General features: G+C 65.3%; 4 protein-coding genes. All 4 read right to left on the bottom strand.

Annotation, left to right across the window (positions count from 1 at the left end; genetic code table 11):
- Nucleotides 1-160: 160 nt before the first annotated feature.
- The 4 genes from ACFYXC_RS41760 to ACFYXC_RS41775 all read right to left on the bottom strand — a co-directional run bounded on the left by ACFYXC_RS41760 (nt 161) and on the right by ACFYXC_RS41775 (nt 2879).
- Nucleotides 161-613 carry a hypothetical protein gene (locus tag ACFYXC_RS41760; protein ID WP_389558374.1) on the bottom strand — a complete coding sequence of 151 codons (453 nt, stop codon included), beginning with the start codon at nt 611-613 and terminating at the stop codon, nt 161-163.
- Between the two features lie 206 nt (nt 614-819).
- Complete coding sequence (locus ACFYXC_RS41765) at nt 820-1971, bottom strand: DUF932 domain-containing protein (protein ID WP_389558375.1); 1152 nt, start codon at nt 1969-1971, stop codon at nt 820-822.
- Nucleotides 1972-2285: 314 nt separating this feature from the next.
- Nucleotides 2286-2411 carry a hypothetical protein gene (locus ACFYXC_RS41770; RefSeq protein ID WP_389558377.1) on the bottom strand — a complete coding sequence of 42 codons (126 nt, stop codon included), beginning with the start codon at nt 2409-2411 and terminating at the stop codon, nt 2286-2288.
- Nucleotides 2412-2507: 96 nt separating this feature from the next.
- Nucleotides 2508-2879 carry a hypothetical protein gene (locus tag ACFYXC_RS41775; RefSeq protein WP_389558379.1) on the bottom strand — a complete coding sequence of 124 codons (372 nt, stop codon included), beginning with the start codon at nt 2877-2879 and terminating at the stop codon, nt 2508-2510.
- Nucleotides 2880-3918 lie beyond the last annotated feature (1039 nt).

Below are 3918 nucleotides of genomic sequence, written 5' to 3' on the forward strand. Positions count from 1 at the left end.
GGGGGGCTCGGGGCCCGGGGCCCAGCTCCGGCCGGGTTACTTCTCTTGCGGGGGCCCTGCGGGCGTGGGGGGGCCCCCCCCCCCCGGTACCGGGAGATCCCGGGGCGGCGGCCCTGGGAGCGGCCGGGTGTGGGGGAGGACACCGGCCGCTGGACTGGGGCTATGCCGGAACCGGGAATGCCGTTCGGTAGGTGACGGAAGGCGTATCCGGACCCAGCGTTTCGTGGAAGGCGTGGCGGACCTGCTCTGCCGTGAGCGGCCTGAGCGTCTGACCGTCGACCACCCAGCCGCGTACGGTTTCCTCGCCTGTCGGCGACGTCGTGCCGAGCACAACGCTGCCCGTGGCGACGATGAAGGCGAGAGCCACGACTTCTGCGACTGCGGCGGCATCGGCATACACGCCGCTCCAGAGAGCGTCAGTGCCTTCCCCGAATACGTCGAACCAGGCGTAGGCGGTGACGGGCTCTGCGTTCCTCGGACGGACAACTGTGGTGATCACGTGCCGTCCGGGACCTGCCGTCTGCATCAGATCGGTCACGGTGGCCACGGCGTGCGCGGTGACCGGAGCCAGGCGTTCCCGGGCCTGCCTGGATGAAAGGTTCTTGGCGCCCATCAGGCGTTTCCCCTCGTGTTGTTTCGGCGACCGTTGAGGGAGTCACTCCTCAACTTCTATATTCGATACTAGATAATAAAGGCTTCAAAGTCAAGCCCTGCCGATTCCGGCTGGGACGTTTGTGAGCGGCATCCGAGTGCCGCTCACGGACTGCCGTTCCGGCGGGAGCGGGAGGCCGCCGCGCTCCCGCCGGGGCTTGCTGACGGCTACGCTGCTGCGGCGATGGCCAGGGCGGAAAGGGCCTGCGTCTCCAGCTCGTAGGCCGCATCCCCGTCGTCGAGGGTCTGCGCGGTAGCGGTGATGGCCTGCATGATCCCGCCTGCCGTGGTCTGACCACCCTTAATGAAATGGTTAAACACGGAGTCGCGCACGCTGTCGGAGAATCGCAGCTGCTTTGCCACCAGTTCCACGGTCTCGGCCGGGCTGGTGACCTCGCGGCCTGCCTCCCGCTGGATGTCGGCCAGCTTCCGCTCGACGTAGTCGCGGTTCATGAACGTTGCGACGGCGTCACGGGTCTGAGCCGTGATCAGCGCGAGATTCTTCTCTTGGGTGTCCTTCGAGAACTCGACGATCCCCTCGCTCATCCGTGCACCGAGGTGCACCTTGCCGAACGCGTCCTTCGTGATCGTCATACCGTTGCCGCACACCCGCGCGACGATGCGGGGTGTGATCGCGTACTTGCCGCTGCCTACCTCGCTGTTGGTGAGAACGAACCCGGCCGAGACGACGGGCAACTGATCGCCCGTCTGTCCGGTGAACGGCGACCGGTACCCGCGCAGCAGCTCGGGGGCAAACGCTGCGACGTGCTCGGACTCCACGCGAACGATCATGCGCCGTTCCGTGAGGTCGGCGCCCGTGATATTCACGGGGTGCCCCGACTCCCGGATGCCCGCCAGTACGGCGGTGAGCATGTCCAGATGGTCAATGATCTTGTAGCCGTCGGAGAGCCACGCACGCAGTACGCCCGGTTCGCCCTTGAACGCGCGAAGCAGGAAGCGGCGGGTGGGGTCCCTCTGGAGCCAGCCATTGACGTTGAGGTCGTACAGGGCGACCGCTTCGGCGCGCATGCGGCGCAGGTAGGCGGTAGGGATCTTCAGCTTGTCGGCAATTCCCTCGTCGGCTACGGCGGTGGGACGGTAGGCGCCATCAGCGCTTGTCACGCCGCTGGGCGTCAGTACCGGATCCACGCCGGTCACGGTGAGGTTGCCGCCAACTGAGGTGATGGCGGAGGCAGGGGCCACCATGTCGACCTTGGCCTCCTGGTCCCACTCCAGGATCTGTGCCAGGTCCTCAAAGGATGCGTTGCGGGTGTCTGTCACCGCGGCGTGCGCGGTGATCTGGCTGGTCTCGTGAGCCACAAGGGCTCCCTTCGTGTTGTTCGGCGTTCCACCGGCGTCACCCGGCATATTTCGATACTAGATAAAAATACCCGGGAATGCAAGCCCTGCGAGTCGCTCGCATGCGGGGCGGTGGGCGGTCGCGGTACCCCCTGTGTTGGGCAGTCTTCGGACGGCGGCGCATGGGCATGCCCTTGAGGGAGGGGGCGGCTGGTGCCCGCCCCCGGGGCCTCGGCCCCGGCGGGCCGGCGGCTGCCCCGATGGCCTGGCCGGCCCCGGCGCGGCCTGGTGTTGGGTGTCCACGCGTGGACACCCAACACCCTCCTAGGGCGTGGTCACTTCTTCTCGAAGAACCGCGCAACCGCCTTCGCGATGTTCTCGCTCTGGCCTCGGGCGCGGCCCTTGCTGTACGCGTAGCAAGCCACTACGGCGACAAGAAGGATGACGACGTTCGGGTTCATGACTTCCTCGCTGACTGGATGCGGGATCGGGGGTTTGGGGCCTGGTCTCCCGAACGGGGGCGCAGATGAGATGCGGCCCCCGTCCGGGAGCGTCTGTCAGGAAATCCCGTAGAGCAGATCTCCGGGGGAGTCACCCCAACGCTTCATGCCGTCTACGCGGTGAGGGTGGAACGGGGCCCAATACGTGGGCGGCACACGGAGGAATTCACGAGCCTCGTGCAGCTCAATTTCCATGATCTTGCCGAGAACTCGGCGGTAAAGTTCCACATCGTCACAGTCGGCGACAACGATGGGGAATTCTGCGTAAGTGGTGATCTTCTCCGGGTATCCTTCCGGTGCCAAATTCCGCTCCGACCGGTGGGCGGGGAATGTGAACCTCACCTTCACCGTGCCCTCAAACCGGTGCGTGTGGTCGTCGGCGTCGACCGTCCAACCCGGCTTGTAGATCAGCTGATTGATCAGCTGCACTGCTGACGCTGCCTCCATTGCGGGGCTTCCCTTCGTGTTCGGCGTGGTCGCTCCGGCGTCACCCGGAACAACTTGCTAATTCGATACTAGATACTGTGACGGCATGATCACAACCCCTGCGAGCAGGCAAAACGCAACCTGATCGAGCGTCACCCTCTGACAACTCGCGCATCAAACAGCGCGCTTACTCCTGCGCCTCCTCCTGCGCCAACTCATGCTGAACACATCCCACATCTCGGCCATTACCTCTGCTCAGCCCATGCGCCTGCGCGTGGTCGCCTGCTGACATCCCCTCTGCTGCCGTTACTCCCTGCCCGAATGGAGAAGAGAAGGGGGGCGGGGCGGGCGTGGTCGGCGCGGCGGCATCAGGGATCGGGCGCGGCTGGTGTCCTGCTGCACGTCGGCTCCGCCGCCACGCTAGGCCGGTGGGTGGCCCGGGCCGGGTTGGTGCCTGTACGGCTTTCTGGCGCCGTCTGGAGCTACCGGGGCGTTGGATCGCCCACGCTCGGCGTGGGCTCTGCACGCATCAATTCACTTGGGATGGGGAGGGCTGAGGAGAGGTCAGATTGTGGTTTTGGAGGGGAGCTCAGGCGAACCAAAGTCGAATGGAAGCCAGTCTTAGGCAGGACATTGACGTGCTATCAGAGAGAGGTTCCCGCCCGGGTCCTCAGACGACGCGGGATAGTAAGTAGCGCCAGGATGGGCACTTGTCCATTATTCCAAAATTTATCCGACACATCAGATCGACGCATCCGAAAGAGAGGCAGGTCCATAGAGGTGGAGGAGGCCGACATCATCGCCCTATCGCCAGCCGCTTTCCTGACGCGCCCGGAGGGTGCGTCAGCTCCCTGTACGAGACTGCGGATCAGGCTGATTCAGGGGCCGATTCGGCGTCAGTCGGATCGGTCCGGATCGCGGAGCGACTCCGGATAGGCGGAACGGAGTTCCGCCGCATTGCGCGGAGCGCAATGCTCCATCGCGAAGCGATGGTAACGACGCGTAGCGTCGTCGCGTCGTGTCTGCGGTGCAGACCGCGCGC

The sequence above is a fragment of the Streptomyces sp. NPDC002701 genome (assembly GCF_042889045.1).
Lineage (GTDB): Bacteria > Actinomycetota > Actinomycetes > Streptomycetales > Streptomycetaceae > Streptomyces.

Bases quoted from the DNA above. Each gene is read 5' to 3' on its own strand.
- ACFYXC_RS41760 (WP_389558374.1), bottom strand. From the start codon at position 613: ATGGGCGCCAAGAACCTTTCATCCAGGCAGGCCCGGGAACGCCTGGCT.
- ACFYXC_RS41770 (WP_389558377.1), bottom strand. From the start codon at position 2,411: ATGAACCCGAACGTCGTCATCCTTCTTGTCGCCGTAGTGGCTTGCTAC.